Raw genomic sequence first — 14,053 nt, 5'->3', positions numbered from 1 at the left:
CGAAGCCGCCGACCCGCTGCGACGTCCCGAGGATCCCTGACGGTCGGCAGGCCGGAGGCGGCCCCCGTCCCGACGGCGGGTACGGACCGGGGTCAGACGAAAGACCGGGTGAGCCAGGCCTGCCAGGCCGCGTCGAGTTCCTTCCCGTCGACGCTGCCCGAGAAGTCGTGCTGTTCCACGACGACCGCGCCCTCGTGGCCGTGGATGAACATGTAGATCCCCTCGTCCGTGCGCACGCCCAGGAAGCTGGGCTGCCTGACGAACTCGACGACGCCCTCGGCCGGGGCGAGGCCCTCCACGGCGAGCCGTACCGGATCGCCTTCGGCGACCTGCGCCCCGGTCAGGCCGAGCACGTCCTTGAACGCCGACCAGACCCGCTCCGCGTCCGGGACCTGCGGCCCGACGGCGAACACGTTGTGCGCCGAGACCCGGCCGACGAATTGCCTGAGGTAGACGGCCAGCTTCTCCAGGTACATGCGGTCGCCCACCTTGAGGGCGTCGTACTCCGCCTCCCAGTCATCGCCGAGGAAGCCGCTGTGCACGAACCGCAGCACGGTGCTGCCCCCGTCGCGGCCCTCGATGAGGTATTCGAAGGCCATGAACGTGCCGTCGGGGTTCTCGTCGGACCGGAACGCGAACTTCTTCCCGGGCTCCCAGGCGGTGACGGTGCCCTCGCTGGTGAAGCCCATCATCTCCTGGCGCGTCCGGCCACCTTCGCGGGACTCGATCTCGTTCCGCCCCATGAACCAGGAGTCGACTCCCGGACCGGTGGCGATCGCCTCCCACACCTGCTCGGGAGTCGCTTCCAGGGCGATTTCCTCGCGTACCTCGAACTCGTGCGGCATGTCAGGACTCCTTCGTCTCTGTGTTCGTCCCTGTTTCTGTCTTGATTTCTGCCTCGGTCGTCGTCGCGGTCTTCGACCCAGGCGCGGCCTTCACTCTCGGATGGACGGCGACGATCACCCGGTGATCGCGTCCGCCCGCGGCCGTCTCGTCGTGATACTTGGAAACCAGCGCGGTGACCGCGGTCGCCAACTCCTCCGCGAACGCGGCGCGGTCGGCCGCCGAGGCGAACCGCACCTCGCCGTCCAGGGCGAAGGTCGCGACCCGCTTACGCGCCCGCGCCGCGCCCGTGATGAGAGCCCCGACGTCCCCACCATCCGGGCGGCCAGGGCGAGCAGCCAGCGTGCCGACAGCCGGTCGGGTGAGCGGGATGGGTCGGGCTGCACGCCCGCGAGCGCGACCGGCGAGATCATGTACGACGCCGCCGTGGCGCGCAGCACGCGCTCGGTGACGTTGCCCTTCCTGCGCTCCTCCACGAGCTCGACCAGCCCGTGCTTCTCCAGCGCCTTGAGGTGGTAGTTCACCTTCTGGCGCGGCAGGCCGACCCGGGCGGCCAGCATCGTGGCCGACCGGTGTTCGGCCAGCTCGGAGAGCAGCCGGGCGCGCACCGGATCCAGTGAGGCCTCGGCCGCCGCCGGGTCCTCGATCACCGCCACTTCGAACATGCGGCCAACAGTGTCACCGACAACTTTTATTGTCAAGACTATGAAAGTCGTCAGTCTCCGGCGTGGCGCGGAGCGGGCTGCGGCTCGCACGCGGCGCTGCCAAAGACACTGCCAAAGACGCCGCCAAAGACACTGCCAGGGTCGCCGTCAGGGGCGTGGGATGTTGCGGAGGTTGGCGCGAGCCATCTGGACCATCCGGCCGACTCCGCCGTCGAGCACCATCTTTCCCGCCGAGAGCGCGAACCCCGCGATCTGCTCCCCGGTGATGCGCGGCGGCAGGGAGAGGGCGTTCGGGTCGGTGACGAGATCGACGAGGGCCGGACCGTCATGGCGGAACGCCTCACGCAGCGCGTCCCTGACCCGCTGCGGATCCTCCACCCGCAGACCGTGCGCCCCCGCCGCGCGGGCGATGGCGGCGTAGTCGGTGTGCTGGTAGGTCGTGCCGTACGGCCGAAGGCCCGCGACCATCATCTCCAGGTCGACCATGCTGAGCGAGGAGTTGTCGAACAGCACCACCTTCACGGGGAGCCGGTGCTGGACCAGGGACAGGAAGTCCCCCATGAGCATGGAGAACCCGCCGTCGCCGGACACCGAGACGACCTGGCGCCCGCGGTAGGCGAACTGCGCGCCGATCGCCTGGGGCAGCGCGTTGGCCATCGAGCCGTGACTGAAGGAGCCGATCACCCGCCGCCGGCCGTTCGGGGTGAGGTAGCGCGCGGCCCAGACGTTGCACATGCCGGTGTCCACGGTGAAAACGGCGTCGTCGGCGGCCTCCTCATCGAGGACCGAGGCGACGTACTCCGGATGGATCGGGACATGCTTGTCCACGTCGCGGGTGTAGGCGTCCACGACTCCCGTCAGCGCATCCGCGTGCTTCTTCAGCATCCGGTCCAGGAACCTGCGGTCGGTCTTCTCCGAGACCCGCGGGATCAGTGCACGCAGCGTCTCGCGGGCGTCGCCCCACACCGCCAGGTCCAGCTTCGACCGCCGTCCCAGATGCTCCGGCCGCACGTCTACCTGCACGATGCGCACGTCATCCGGCAAGAAGGCGTTGTACGGAAAATCGGTGCCGAGCAGGATCAGCAGGTCCGCCTCGTGCATGGCGTCGTACGCCGCGCCGTAGCCGAGCAGCCCTGACATGCCCACGTCGTACGGATTGTCGTACTGGATCCACTCCTTGCCACGCAGCGCGTGGCCGACCGGCGCCTTGACCCGTTCGGCGAAGGCCATGACCTCATCGTGGGCGCCCGCCGTACCGCTGCCGCAGAACAGCGTCACCCGCCGGGCGTCGTCGACCATCCCGGCGAGCGTGTCGATCTCCTCATCGGCCGGACGGATCGTGGGACGGCGGGTGACCAGTGCCAACTCGGCCGCCCGCTGAGGCGCCTCCCGGGCCGCGATGTCGCCGGGCAGGCTGACCACCGAGACGCCCGACCGGCCCACCGCGTGCTGGATCGCCGTCTGCAGCACCCGCGGCATCTGCGAAGGATGCGAGATCAGCTCCGAGTAGTGGCTGCATTCGGCGAACAGCCGATCGGGATGGGTCTCCTGGAAATAGGCGGTGCCGATCTCGCTGCTGGGGATCTGCGCGGCGAGTGCGACCACCGGCGCCATGCTGCGGTGCGCGTCGTACAGGCCGTTGATCAGATGCAGGTTGCCGGGGCCGCAACTGCCCGCGCACGCCGCCAGGTCGCCGGTGAGCTGCGCCTCGGCGCCCGCCGCGAAGGCGGCCGTCTCCTCGTGCCGCACCTGCACCCAGTCCATGCCGGGAGCCCGGCGGATGGCGTCGATGACCGGGTTGAGGCTGTCCCCGACGACACCGTAGATCCGCCGTACGCCCGCCTGGCCGAGGATGTCGACGAACTGCTCGGCGATGGTCTGCCTGGCCATGGACGGTCTCCCCTCACCGGTCCGCTGTCCCTGACCGCCTACCTGCCCCGCGTCGCACCGTGCAGTCACTCCGCGACGTCTCCGGATGGGGCGGGCGCCCGCTCAGGCGCGGCGGGCCCGCCACAACTCCACGGCCACCCACAGGGCGCCGACCGCGATCAGGGCACCGTGCGCGATCCGGAGCGCCGGCGAGCCGAAGAACTGCGGGAGGAAGAGGGCGAACCCGACGGCCAGCGGAACGGCGCTCCACCGCGAGAGCACACCCGAACGCCACACGGCGACGGCCGCGAGGACCACGCCGACGCCGAGCAGCAGGAGCCCGGCCCCGAACATCGTGACCGCCGCGGGGCCGAACCGGAAGTCGTCGGCGAGCGAGAGCAGGGACGCGTCCTGCTCCTTGAGGGCGCGGGCGGCGATGACGTTCAGGCCGAACACCTCGGCTCCGTAGTACGGGAGCGTCAGCCCAGCACCGATCCACGTGACCACGACGGCGGGCAATGTGAGGGGCCGGTCGAGGACGAGGTGCAACGCCAGCAGGCCCAGCGTGAGCAGGACGAACCCCGCCACGGCGAACAGGTGCGACGCCACCCAGGCGGAGGAGGCCATCGCCCGGGCTCCGGCCAGGGTCGTCTCGTCCGAGTACGGACGTACCACCGGATACAGGAGGAACAGGACACCGGCCGCCGCGAGGGAACCGGCGCCAAGACGGGCACGGGAAGAGCTGGGGGTGGTCATGGACCTCTCCGATCGAGACATCGAATAGCGCATCGCTCCACTTCGAGAGCAATGCTCTCCATTGGAAGCAATGGTGTCAAGAGTGTCCTGCGCTCTGAAAGCGTGACCGTGGCGGCACACCATGACGAGCCCCTACGCCGCGCCGGAGCGGCGAGAGGGGTCGGCGGGTGCGTCGGCGGATCGTCCGCCCCCGGAAAAATGGGATGAACGATGGCACTTCACCCGGAATGATGACCGGGTGACCATCGCCGCCGACCTGACCGTGCGTCCCTACACAGACGCGGATCTGCCCCACCTCCAGCGGACCTTCGCCGAGTGGATCGCCGAGGCGGGCCGCTGCGGATACGACCACATCGGCGAGCTGCCGCACCGCATCTACGAGAACCTCCGCGGGCGTCGCCCGGTCGGAGAGCTCGTCCACATCTGGGAGAACGCGGCGGGCGTCGCCGGGCTCGCGATCAACCTGCGCTTCGGGGCGGCCTTCGACGTGTTCACCGCGCCCTCGCTGCGCGGGACCGCGGCGGAGTCACACATGCTCCGCACCGCGTACGAGACGACGGGCCGCCTCATGGGCGAGGACGAGCCCTTCGTGCTGACCGACCTCTTCGACTGCGACACCGTGCGAGCCGACCTGCTCACCCGGCTCGGATTCAGCCACTTCCGCGTCTGGGACCACGTCAACGAGCGCGATCTGAGCGGTCCGATCGCCGAGCCCCGGCTCCCTGCGGGGTTCGTCGTGCGCGGTGCCCGCCCGGACGACGCCGCCGGGCTCGCCGAGGCCCGCAACAACTCGTTCGAGGAGAGCTGGACGGGAGACCTGTACCGCTCGGCGGTCATGGAGAAGCCCGGCTACGACCCCGCCCGCGAGATCGTCGTCGAGTCGCCCGAGGGGCGGATCGCCGCGTTCACCGTCTACTGGACGGACGAGCGGAACGGGATCGGGCACTTCGAGCCGGTCGGCACCCATCGCGACTTCCAGCGCCGCGGCCTCGCCCGCGCCGCCATGCTGTACGCGATGCGACGCATGGCGGCGGACGGCATGACCGCGGTCACCGTCAACCACAACGCCGAGAACACCGCCGCGGCCGGACTGTACGCGTCGCTCGGGTTCGTCCGGCGGCACGAGACGTACGGCTTCCGCCGCCCCCGCCCGCACGACGCCTGACGATCGTCACCTGAAAGGCCGCGGTCAGGAGGGCGAATCGGAGCCGATCGCGGCCCCCGGCAGGATCCGGCGGAGGTGGTGGTCGACGATCGCGGCCGCATCACCCACGCCGAGGTCTCCGAGCAGCACCCCGTCGGAGAGGCCGCGCGCGAGACCGAGCAGCGCGTGCGCCTCCGCGCCGGGGTCGACGTCCGGGGCCGGGGCGGAGGCCGCCAGCAGCGCGGCGATCTCGCGATGGACGGCGTCGCCGCCGGCACGATAGAGGTCGCGGATCTCCGGATCGGCGACGGCCCTGGCCAGGAACGCGTGCCCGGCGAGCAGCGGGATCGGAGCGGTCACGCCCAGCTCGACGACCGCGAGCAGCACGCGCCGCAGCGTGTCCGCCGGGCCGCGGGCGTCCCGAACGGCCTCGAGAATATGGCGCTCGATCTCTCCTCGCAGGACGTGGGCGCTGGCGCGCAGCAGATCGGCCTTCCCGGCGAAGTAGTGCTGCACGAGCCCCTTGGAGACACCGGCCTCCTGCGCGACCTGCCCGATGGTCACTCCGGCCAGGCCGTCCCGCGCGCACAGCCGCAGCGCCGCCTGGGCGATCTCCTCCCGCCGAGCCGCGTGGTCGACCTGCTTGGGCACGGCTTACCCTCCCTCTTTTTGCAATACGACCGTATCGTGATATCGATACAATACGATCGTACTGCCAACGGGGAACGGAGGACCCGTACGTGAATGACCTCGTGCGGCCCAACATCGGAGCCGAGTTCCGCCGACGGCGCCTCGGCCACTTCCCGGACGCGTCGGCCTACGCGCGCTACCGGCGGAACTACGACCGGGCCATGGCCGACCTTCCGGCGCCCGACGAGGTCCAGGACGTGCCGACCGGCTTCGGGACCGTGCGCGTCTACCGCTTCGGCGCGGACGGCGCCGACGCCGGAAGGCCGCTCCTCCTGCTGCCGGGACGCACCGCGTCCACCCCGATGTGGGCGCCGAACCTCGCCGGTCTCACCGCTTCGCGCCGCGCCGTCTACACGGTCGACCTGCTCGGCGAGCCCGGCCTCTCGGTGCAGAGCAAGCCGTTCGCGAGCGCGGCCGACCAGGGCGTCTGGCTCGCGGAACTCCTGACCGGGCTCGGCCTCGACCGGACGCACCTGCTCGGGGTGTCGATCGGCGGGTGGACCGCCTTTCAGCTCGCCAGACACGCTCCGGAGAAAATCGCCTCCCTGAGCCTGCTCGACCCCGCCTGCCTGTTCGGCCGGATCACCTGGAAGGCGGTCGCCGTCTCGCTGGGATCGGTGGGGCCGCTCCCCGAGTCGTGGCGGCTGCGGCTGCTGAGCTGGATCTCCGGCGGAGCCGACCTCTCCGGCGACGAGCCGGTCGCCGACCTGATCTCCGCGGGGATGCGCGAGTTCACCTCCTTCCTGCCCCCGCCGACGTACCCCTCGGATGAACAGGTCGCCGCGGTCGACGTGCCGACCCTCGCCGTGATCGCCGGACGTAGCATCATCCACAACCCGGGCCGGGCCGCGGACCGCGCCCGCCGACTGCTCGCCCGAGGGGTGGTCGAACTGTGGCCCGACGCCTCCCACGCCCTCAACGGCGAGTTCCCGGAGCGGGTCAGCGCCCGGGTTCTCGCCTTCATCGACCAACTCGACGGGGACGACGCCGGCCGCTCCTGACCGTCGTGGCCGGCGGGGCGCGCTCAGCCCGGACGGGGGATCCGCAGCGGCGCGAGCCCCGGAGGCGAGGGGTCCGAGAACCCGTCGGCCATCATGGTCGCGACCGTGTACAGGTTCCAGACCACGTCCATCCGCCGCCGCGGGAGGATCGCGAGGAACCGGCCGAGTTCGTCGCCCTCGACGAGACTCGCCAGGCTCTCGCGTACCCGCGCCTCACCCGCGGCGGCGACACCCTCGCGCAGCAGGCCGGCCAGCTCCTCGGAGGGCGTCAACCGCCAGTTCCACGGCTTCCCGCCGCCTGCTCCCCCGGCTGTGCCGGCAGTGCCGGCGACGGGAGGCCGGGTCCGTGCGCGCCGGCGCAGGATCCGGTTCACGAAGCCGTGGTCGGAACGCTCCACCTCGAAACGCCACGGCCGGCCCTCGATCGGGATGCCGCGCAGCTCCGGCGCGAAGTGGTCGATCACCCGGTGGACGACATCCTCGGAACGCCGCCACAGCGGGTCCATGCTGAGCGCGGTGCGGACGACACGGTTGTCCAGGAACGGCGGGATCGGCCGACTCGTGCGCAGCAGCGAGGCGCGCGAGGCGGCGTGCCACCGCCCGACGCGATACGTGACGTAGAAGTGGTCGAGCGCCTCGGCCGGGTTCTCGTCGCACCGGGCCAGCCAGGGGGCGGCCAGCGCCCGGGTGTGCTCCCTGGCCCGCTCGGTCAGCAGGTCCGCGTTCTTCGCGTAGAAGCCCTCCATCCGGCGCCTCACCGCCTTGTGGCCGGGGTCCTCCTGGTTGTGCAGGAACCCGGCGCGCAGGATCTCCCCGCCGTGCCCCGACATGCGCGGCGCCGGATCGAAGCGCGCCTGTCCCGGCACGTTCTCGTACGCCGACAGCATGCCCTCGCAGGCGTACCGGACGTTGTGCGCGCGAACCAGCGGATGCGGGACGACGACGCTCCCGCCGTCCGGGGACCGTTTCGGCCGGTGGACGCGATGCTCGACGCCCAGCGCCGCGGCGACGCGCCGCGCGAGCTCCACGTCCGGGTCGCCGTCGTTCCCGCTCGTCGTGGCGACGAAGGGGATGCCGGCGCCGTGCAGCAAAGCGGCGAGCAGCCGGCTGTCCCGTCCTCCGGTGAGCGAGAGCCGTACTGGCTCCGCCGTCCCGAGCAGCGGCTCGACCGACGAGAGCAGCGCGTCGGCCAGCTCGCCGACCTGGGAGCGGATGTCGCGCCTGGATGTCGGCATGGGACGCGCCACCGGCAGCGGGACGACGGTGACGATGCGACGCCCCCCGGCGATCCTGATCTCGCCGCCGGGCGGCAGCACCGTCACACCCTCGAACGGGGTCTCATCGGAGAGGAAGTACCCCATCCGCACCATCGACTCAAGCGCCAGCAGGTTCCAGACGATCTCGGGCCGAGCCGAGCCGGTCCGGGCGGCCTGCGCGACCAGGTGGACCAGCAGGGCACGGGTGCCGACGACGTGGACCTCCGGAGTTTCCGCGTAGAAGATCGGGCAGGCTCCCGTGCTGCCCGTCGCCGCGGCCAGATCGTCGTCGCCGGCCCGCAGGACCGAGAAGCAGCCGCCGGTACGGCCGGCCGTCTCGCCCAGCCGCGAGGCCGCGAGCAGCGTGTCGGCGTCCGGTGGCCTGCTGAGATGTCCCGTGACGCCCGCCACCCGGCCATCGCCGTGCACCGTCACCGGCAGCCCGTGGTCTTCCGGTTCGTTGGACCAGGAAAGCAGCGAGATGTCGCCGCGCGCGGACTGCCATTCGCCCGCGACGACGGTCTCGGCGGGCACCGGGAAGGCCCGCGTTATGGCCTCGCGGGCCGCGGCGAGGGCCTCGGACGGTAGCGGGACACCGGCACGCCTGGCCGCGACGCCTAGATGGACGCGCAACGCGCCACCCCCGCCGCCCGGCAGCCCGTACCGCCGTCGAGATGAAGGAGAACCGGCACCCGGGAACGACCGGGCCCGGCCATGGCTGTGTTCCGATAGATCGCGAATCGCATACCCGTAAGAGACGTCGGCGGTCAGGAAAAGGTTGGTGAGAACGCGCCACAATCAATCCGCACCCGCGTCCCGGCATGCTCGCCGAGTTCTGGCGGCGTGCCGCAAATGGCAGCAAACTGACCCTGTCACGCACGACGGCTACCCGGCTGTCACGGACCCGGCGGAGGCAGGATGACGACGGCGCGCCGCGATCCGCCGCAGACACGACGGCCGGAGCTGGACGCCATCCGCGCGCTCGTGGTGGTCGGGCTGGTGTTCTTCCACGCGGCGCTGGTGTTCGACACGCGCAACGCCTACTACGTCAAGAACGCCCAGACCACCGAGGCGACCACGGTCGTGGCGGGCCTGGCCGTGGTGTGGGCGATGCCGATGCTCTTCCTCATCGCCGGTCTCGGCTCGTGGCACTCCCTCCGCCGTCGCGGGCCCGCCGGGTTCGCGATGGAACGGCTGCTGCGGCTCGGCGTGCCCCTGATCTTCGCGACCGTCGCCCTTCTACCGGTGCCGCAGTGGCTGCGGCTGCGGGCGGATCCCGCCTACCAGGAGTCGTATCCGCGCTTCCTGCCACGCTTCTTCGACGTACGGCTGGACCTGTCGGAGTTCCCCTTCATCGTGCAGGGCGAGCACTTCGAGCCCGGCCATCTGTGGTTCGTGGTGATGCTGCTCGCGTACGCGCTCCTGCTCGCCCCGCTGGTCCGCTGGCTGCCGCGCGAGCCCGGCCGCCGGATCCGCGAACGGCTGTCCGCCGCCATGCGAACCCGCGGAGCGATCCTCGCGCTTCCGGCGGTCCCCGTCGCGCTGATCACCGCCCTGGCGGGCATGGAGGAACCGTTCGCCGGATGGAGCCGCTGGGCCTACCTGCTGTTCTTCCTGTACGGGTTCGTGCTCGCCTCCGACGAACAGTTCCGGACCGCGATGCGCCGCGACGCGATCCTGGCCGTCGTGTCCGCCCTGATTCTGCTGGCGATCGGCATGCCGGGCTTCCTGATCGCGGGCGAGGCTCCCGGCGCGAACCCCTTCACCGACATGACCGCGCTCGCGATCGCGGTCCGCGCGCTGTACGGCGCGGCCGGCTGGTGCTGCCTGGTCGCGATCCTGGGCCTGCTCGACCGCCGCCGCACCGCGCGGAACCCCGAGTCCCCGCTTCCTTCGGCCGCACCTGGGGGCAACCCCGGAGGGCCGCCTCCGGCGCCGCGGGCCGGCCTCGGCAGGCGGCTGTACGGCTACCTGGCCGCGGCCGTGCTGCCGCTGTACATCCTCCACCAGCCGATCCTCGTCGCCATCGCGTACGGGGTCGTCCGGTGGGACGCCACGATGCCGGTCAAGTACGTCACGATCGTGGCGGCCTCGCTCGCCCTGACGGTCGCCGCGTACGAACTGGTGGTGCGCCGCACCCGCCCGACCCGCTTCCTGTTCGGGATGTGGAGAAGATCACGGTCCTAGCGAACTTGTCGGGAAGATCGCGCATCTCACAGTTGTGATCAAACACGTTATAGCGACGGCATTGGTATTCGGATCGGCACTGGGCGGAACCGGCGTGGCCCACGCGAGCGCCGCCGAGATCCCCAAGGGGTTCCTGCTGACCGAGGCGAAGGCGAGGAAGGTCATCCCTCCGCCGTTGGATGACGAGGAATGGTGGGAGATCAGCGACAAGCCGTCCCTCCAGCTCGAACTCAACCCCTGCTCCACGAAAGCGAAGCCCCGCGACGGCCGGGTCGCGATGCGTACCATCACGCACGGGACCAGCGCTCCCTCCTCCAGCGGCGAACAGCTTGTCCTCTACCGGAACGCCACGTCGGCCAAGGCGGTCCTCGCCAAGCTACGGGCCGAGCTGAAGCGCTGCTCGCGTGGCTCATACCGGTCCTCCGCCACGCGGTTGTCGGTCGGGGACGAGGCCGTATTCGTCACCGGCCACGCCTACACGAAGGGCAAGCTCGATGAAACCATGCCCCCCACGATGTGGGCGGTGGCGCGACGGGGAAGCGCCGTGTTCTTCTACTCCGACTTCGCCGACCGCGGCGATGGCCGAATCCTCCGCGATCGGGCACTACTGAGGAAGACGCTCGCCGGCGACGCGAAGAAGATGGCGAAGAAGGTGTGCGACCTCCCCGGGGTGTGCCGATAAACCGCCCGTCGTGGCCGGGCCGTACGGCCCGGCACCTGGGCTCACCCCGCCGATGTCAGTGCCATTCATAGTCGCAGACCTTTTTGCCGCTCACAGGCGACCACTTGCATGCCTGGATCCAAATGTCTTTGGTCCTGCCGGATGTGTCCCAGCTGATGGGCTTGTATTTGGAGCCGGTACTGCCCAATGTTGAGACGGCGGATGTGGCGCCGAAGTTCACGAAAACCGGCGACCTGGCCACAATCGTCCCTTCTGGTCCTCCCGATGTCGCCCGCCAGGCGACAGCGACCAACGACCAGGAGCGAGCGATCATCGCAGGTCTACGTCTCGACGGTCGTCAGGCCGGGGTTCACGAGGAGATCTCGACGATCTTCTTCCAGGTCTAGTGATCCTCAACGTGATCCGGCGGCGCCCGCCGTCTCCACGAGCCTCACGCGTCCCGGATAGCCCGTCAGCCGTTCTCCAAAGTGAGCAGGCCGCGTCGGAAGGCGACGGCGACGGCGGCCGCGCGGTCGTTGACGCCGAGCTTCGTGTAGATGTGCAGCACGTGGCTCTTCACCGTGGCCTCGCTGATGAACAGGCGCGCGGCGGCTTCGCGGTTGGTGGCGCCCTCGGCGATGAGGTGGAGGATCTCCAGTTCCCGGGCGCTCAGCGGGTCGGCGGGCGCGCGGACCTGGCCGAGCAGGCGGGTGGCGACCGACGGGGACAGCACGGCTTCGCCCCGCGCCGCCGTACGGACGGCACGGATGAGCTCGTCGCGGCCGGTGTCCTTGAGGAGGTAGCCGGTGGCTCCGGCCTCGATGGCGGGCAGGACGTCTCTGTCGGTGTCGTAGGTGGTGAGGACGAGGACGCGGGCCGCGATGCCCAGCCTGACGAGTTCCTTGATGGCCGCGACGCCGTCCATCCTGGGCATGCGGAGGTCCATGAGGATCACGTCGGGGTTCAGCGCCCGCGCGAGTTCAACGGCCTGGGCGCCGTCTCCGGCCTCGCCGAGCACCTCGAAGTCCGGGTCTCCGACGAACATGCCGCGGATGCCGTCCCGGACGATGGGATGGTCGTCGACGATCAGCAGCCGGATCGGGGTCTCAGCCACGTGCCACCGCCGGAACGCTCGCGGAGATCGCGGTGCCGGCACCGGGTTCCGACTCGATCTCCAGCGTGCCCGTCAGCCGGCTCACCCGCTTGCGCATCGAGGTCAGGCCGAAGCCGCCGCCGTCGCGGACGCGCTCGGGGTCGAACCCGACGCCGTCGTCGCGCACGTCCAGAGTGACCACGTCCTCCATGTACGACAGGGTCAGCCCGACACGGGACGCACCGGCGTGCTTGGCCGCGTTGGACAAGGCCTCCTGCGCGGTGCGGAGCAGCGTCTCCTCGACCTCCGGATGCATGGGACGGACCGTACCAGTGGCGGTGAAATCCGCACGTACCCCGTTGAGCTCACCCCACTGGGTGACGACGTCCCTCAGTGCCTCATGCAGCGGCGCCGCCTCCAGCTGGCCGGGTCCCACCGCGTGTACGGAACGCCGGGCCTCGGCCAGGCTTTCCCGCGCCAGCTGTACCGCGTTGTCCACATGACGCCGCCAGTCCTCGGTCCGCTGCGCCGCCTGGAGCTGGGTGATGATGCCGGTCAGCCCCTGGGCGAGCGTGTCGTGGATCTCCGCCGCCATGCGCTGCCGTTCGTCGAGAACGCCCGCCTCGCGGGCCTGGACCAGCAGTTGGGCGTGCAGTCCCGCGTTCTCGCTCATGGTCGCCTCGAGCTGCGTCACCATCTGCTTGCGTTCGGCGCTCCGCTCGGCCGTGATCTCACCGACGAAGCTGAACAGGCTGACCCCGGCCACGATGGCGCCGGTGAAGAACAGATAGGTGAGGATTCCGGACGGGGTGGGATCGGGCAACCCGCCGTTGTAGGTCGCGACGCTGATCGCCGCCGTGGCGGTCACCGCGGCGAACCGCCACTTCCCCTTCAGGTACTGCCAGGAGTGGAGGTATCCGGTGAAGCCGAAGAAGCCCGCGAACCACATCCCCTGCGTGCAAAGAGCTCCGATCAGCACCACCAGCCCGGCCACGTAGACCGCGCCTCGCGGCACCAGCCAGATCCAGGCGGCGGCGAGCGCGGCCAGGCCGAGCATGACCCACGACCTGCCGTCGGTGAGCAGGGAGAGCACCGTGGAGGTCGCCAGCAAGACGTACGGCGCAGCCGCCATCTGGCGCTCCAGGAGCTGCTCCCATCGGTCGAGCCGCCCGGTCATACCTCACTCACTCCCAGCGGAAGAACCTGGCCGCGGCGATGCTGATCACCACGGCGTATGCGGCCATCACACCGAGCAACAGAGGGCTGGGAGCGCCGCCCGCCCAGACATCCTGCATGCTCTGCCGGAAAGCGCCCAGAGGGGTGTACTCCCCAATGCGGGCCAAGATATCGGGCATCTGATCCGTCGGCTGCATAAGTCCGGCGAGGTAGGCCATCGGGAAGTACAGCAGGACGCCGATCCCGTTGGCGGCCCGGCCGTTCGGAGCGAGGGCCGCGATGAGCAGGCCGACAGCGAACATTGCCGCCGTGCCGAGCAGAAAGGTCAGCACACCGGACAGCACCCGGGTCGGCAGGTGGGCGCCGAGAACGGTGCCCCCGACGGCCAGCAGCAGGCCGCATGCGGTCAGCGCGAGGACGAGCTGCAGGATCAGCTGCACCACCAGCAGGTTTCCCGGGCGTACCGGCGTGGTGGAGAGCCTGCGCAGGATGCCTCGCTCGCGATAGGTGGCCATGGTGGTGGGCAGCATGTACAGACCCACGAGCCCCACGGCGATCGCCAGCGCCATCGGCAGGAGCACGGTGTCGCCCGGCTCGATCGAGCTGCCGAAGACCACCAGGATGAACAACGGGATGAGCAGCGAGAAAATCGCCCCGGGTTCCCGGGTCAGCAGCTTCAGTTCGACGACGGTGAGCTTGGTCATGGTTCTTC

General features: G+C 70.4%; 14 protein-coding genes. 5 read left to right on the top strand and 9 right to left on the bottom strand.

The window, feature by feature from the left end:
- Positions 1 to 92: 92 nt before the first annotated feature.
- From QSK17_RS11155 to QSK17_RS11140, 4 genes are all read right to left on the bottom strand, one after another.
- Positions 93 to 845, bottom strand: coding sequence for an SRPBCC family protein (locus QSK17_RS11155; protein ID WP_285704566.1), 753 nt, complete (start codon positions 843 to 845; stop codon positions 93 to 95).
- A 114-nt stretch (positions 846 to 959) separates the two neighbouring features.
- On the bottom strand, positions 960 to 1,508 hold the full coding sequence (locus QSK17_RS11150) for a winged helix-turn-helix domain-containing protein (RefSeq protein WP_285704565.1): 549 nt from the start codon (positions 1,506 to 1,508) through the stop codon (positions 960 to 962).
- Between the two features lie 147 nt (positions 1,509 to 1,655).
- A complete protein-coding gene (locus tag QSK17_RS11145; RefSeq protein WP_285704564.1) occupies positions 1,656 to 3,398 on the bottom strand; it encodes a pyruvate dehydrogenase in 1,743 nt (580 codons plus the stop codon).
- 102 nt (positions 3,399 to 3,500) lie between these two features.
- The gene (locus tag QSK17_RS11140; RefSeq protein WP_285704563.1) at positions 3,501 to 4,133 is read right to left on the bottom strand and encodes a hypothetical protein; all 633 of its coding nucleotides are present in this window, start codon (positions 4,131 to 4,133) and stop codon (positions 3,501 to 3,503) included.
- A gap of 238 nt (positions 4,134 to 4,371) precedes the next feature.
- Here QSK17_RS11140 and QSK17_RS11135 point away from each other — a divergent pair, with 238 nt between their 5' ends.
- Positions 4,372 to 5,298, top strand: coding sequence for a GNAT family N-acetyltransferase (locus QSK17_RS11135; protein WP_285704562.1), 927 nt, complete (start codon positions 4,372 to 4,374; stop codon positions 5,296 to 5,298).
- 24 nt (positions 5,299 to 5,322) lie between these two features.
- Here QSK17_RS11135 and QSK17_RS11130 read toward each other — a convergent pair whose 3' ends face one another.
- Positions 5,323 to 5,928, bottom strand: coding sequence for a TetR/AcrR family transcriptional regulator (locus tag QSK17_RS11130; protein WP_285704561.1), 606 nt, complete (start codon positions 5,926 to 5,928; stop codon positions 5,323 to 5,325).
- Positions 5,929 to 6,017: 89 nt separating this feature from the next.
- On the opposite strand from QSK17_RS11130, the gene QSK17_RS11125 reads away from it, so the two are divergent.
- The gene (locus QSK17_RS11125; protein WP_285704560.1) at positions 6,018 to 6,968 is read left to right on the top strand and encodes an alpha/beta fold hydrolase; all 951 of its coding nucleotides are present in this window, start codon (positions 6,018 to 6,020) and stop codon (positions 6,966 to 6,968) included.
- 23 nt (positions 6,969 to 6,991) lie between these two features.
- Here the strand turns inward: QSK17_RS11125 and QSK17_RS11120 are convergent, their stop codons facing one another.
- Positions 6,992 to 8,857, bottom strand: coding sequence for an asparagine synthase-related protein (locus QSK17_RS11120; protein ID WP_285704559.1), 1,866 nt, complete (start codon positions 8,855 to 8,857; stop codon positions 6,992 to 6,994).
- Positions 8,858 to 9,142: 285 nt separating this feature from the next.
- Here QSK17_RS11120 and QSK17_RS11115 point away from each other — a divergent pair, with 285 nt between their 5' ends.
- The 3 genes from QSK17_RS11115 to QSK17_RS11105 all read left to right on the top strand — a co-directional run bounded on the left by QSK17_RS11115 (position 9,143) and on the right by QSK17_RS11105 (position 11,479).
- Positions 9,143 to 10,411, top strand: a complete 1,269-nt coding sequence (locus QSK17_RS11115) for an acyltransferase family protein (RefSeq protein WP_285704558.1) — start codon at positions 9,143 to 9,145, stop codon at positions 10,409 to 10,411.
- Positions 10,412 to 10,505: 94 nt separating this feature from the next.
- Complete coding sequence (locus tag QSK17_RS11110) at positions 10,506 to 11,093, top strand: hypothetical protein (RefSeq protein WP_285704557.1); 588 nt, start codon at positions 10,506 to 10,508, stop codon at positions 11,091 to 11,093.
- A gap of 122 nt (positions 11,094 to 11,215) precedes the next feature.
- Positions 11,216 to 11,479 (top strand): hypothetical protein, encoded by a 264-nt coding sequence (locus QSK17_RS11105; protein WP_285704556.1) that lies wholly within the window; start codon positions 11,216 to 11,218, stop codon positions 11,477 to 11,479.
- Positions 11,480 to 11,544: 65 nt separating this feature from the next.
- On the opposite strand, the gene QSK17_RS11100 is transcribed toward QSK17_RS11105, so the two are convergent.
- Genes QSK17_RS11100 through QSK17_RS11090 form a run of 3 tightly spaced genes read right to left on the bottom strand, consistent with a single transcriptional unit; the run spans position 11,545 to position 14,045 of the window.
- On the bottom strand, positions 11,545 to 12,186 hold the full coding sequence (locus tag QSK17_RS11100) for a response regulator (protein WP_285704555.1): 642 nt from the start codon (positions 12,184 to 12,186) through the stop codon (positions 11,545 to 11,547).
- Positions 12,179 to 13,342, bottom strand: coding sequence for a sensor histidine kinase (locus QSK17_RS11095; protein WP_285704554.1), 1,164 nt, complete (start codon positions 13,340 to 13,342; stop codon positions 12,179 to 12,181). The genes QSK17_RS11100 and QSK17_RS11095 overlap by 8 nt, the downstream gene beginning before the upstream one ends.
- 7 nt (positions 13,343 to 13,349) lie before the next feature.
- The gene (locus QSK17_RS11090) at positions 13,350 to 14,045 is read right to left on the bottom strand and encodes an ABC transporter permease (protein ID WP_285704553.1); all 696 of its coding nucleotides are present in this window, start codon (positions 14,043 to 14,045) and stop codon (positions 13,350 to 13,352) included.
- Positions 14,046 to 14,053 lie beyond the last annotated feature (8 nt).

The organism is Microtetraspora sp. NBRC 16547 (assembly GCF_030268965.1).
In the GTDB taxonomy this organism is placed as follows: domain Bacteria; phylum Actinomycetota; class Actinomycetes; order Streptosporangiales; family Streptosporangiaceae; genus Microtetraspora.
This window is presented reverse-complemented; position numbering and strand designations above follow the sequence as displayed.